This is a genomic window from Hydrogenivirga sp. 128-5-R1-1, assembly GCF_000171895.1.
In genome coordinates this window covers 1-1,346 of sequence record NZ_ABHJ01000394.1, presented here as the reverse complement: position 1 = coordinate 1,346, position 1,346 = coordinate 1, and the positions used below count along the sequence as shown (strand labels likewise).

The 1,346-nt window shown below is 28.8% G+C and carries 1 protein-coding gene and 1 pseudogene; one reads left to right on the top strand and one right to left on the bottom strand.

The genetic code is table 11. The features are described 5' to 3' along the window. Positions 1 to 66 precede the first annotated feature (66 nt). A complete protein-coding gene (locus tag HG1285_RS01295; RefSeq protein WP_032497168.1) occupies positions 67 to 1,125 on the top strand; it encodes an AI-2E family transporter in 1,059 nt (352 codons plus the stop codon). Here the strand turns inward: HG1285_RS01295 and HG1285_RS01300 are convergent. After that, positions 1,122 to 1,346 (bottom strand): annotated as a pseudogene (locus HG1285_RS01300) (succinate dehydrogenase/fumarate reductase iron-sulfur subunit); the annotation flags it as partial. The gene HG1285_RS01295 and the pseudogene HG1285_RS01300 overlap by 4 nt on opposite strands.

The following is a 1,346-nucleotide window of genomic DNA, read 5'->3' as shown; positions in this document are numbered from 1 at the left end:
GCAATTGTGACTGCGGTTTTGGCATTTACTGCAGGAGCATTAAAGAAAGGGGAAGAGTAATAACTAATTGAGCCCGGGAAATATAAGCAATTTATTTTTCTTGTTTTTCTATTCTTTTTTCTTTTCCTGGGCTATTTTCTCTTTTTACCTTTTTTTAAAATAGTATTTTTATCATTATTCATTGTAGTTATACTTTATCCTTTATATGAAAAATTAAAATCTAAAATAAAATCTGAGATTTTAGCTTCTTTAACATTAACACTTTTGGTACTTATTTTTATAATCATCCCATCTATACTAATCATAGCCGTTTTTGTAAATGAACTTACAAAACTTTACCCAATATTCATTAACAAAATTTCAAAATCTGACAGCATTGAGTCTTTTATACTAAGCATACCAGTTATTTCTTATTTACATGAGAAAATAATTTCATATCTTCAGACGTTAAATATTAAAGTTGATATTCAGGACTTTTTAAAAACAGCCATTTCTTACGTTGTTAATTTTTTAATATCTAAAGGAAGAACAATATTTATAGATTTTTCCTTTATTGTTCTTGGAATTATTTTAATGATTATTACAATATTCTTTTTATTTAAAGATGGAAAGAATTTTTACATCTGGATATACAAACTTATTCCAATGGAAGAAAAAGAAAAAAATTATATAGCTGTTTCTTCATATAACACAATTCAAGGTATTGTATTAGGCTCTTTCTTAACAGCAATTGCACAGGGGATACTTTCATTTATAGGTTATTACTTTTCTGGAGTTGGATTTAGCCTTTTCTGGGCTATAATTACCTTTTTTTCAGCATTTATACCAATTGGAGGGGCTTCTTTAATCTGGGTTCCTATTGCAGTTTACTTATTCTTCACCAAAGGATTGATAGTTGGTATTTTGTTTTCTCTCTATGGAACATTCATTATCAGTACAGTTGATAACATAATTAAACCAATAGTAATAGGCGGTAAAGCAAACATACATCCTTTAATTATGATTTTCGCAATTTTTGGTGGCTTGAACCTATTTGGATTTGTTGGAGTTTTTATTGCACCTATTATAGTTGTTATCATTTATAACCTTCTTAATATTTTTCAGGAAAGATATGTGGCAGGTTAAAAACTTGGCGGATTAAAACCAAACCCAAAACCAAAACCTTCCTGCTGATTTTCTATTATGCCTTTTTGTTTCCCGTAAAATTCTATCTGTGTAATATCCTGTTCTACAGGTATTTCCTTTGGACACATAAATGTGCAGTACTTACAGTGGACACAGCTTGTTATGTGATTTTCTTTAGCAATTACTATTCTTTCATCTTCAAGTGCGTCATTTTTGTCTTT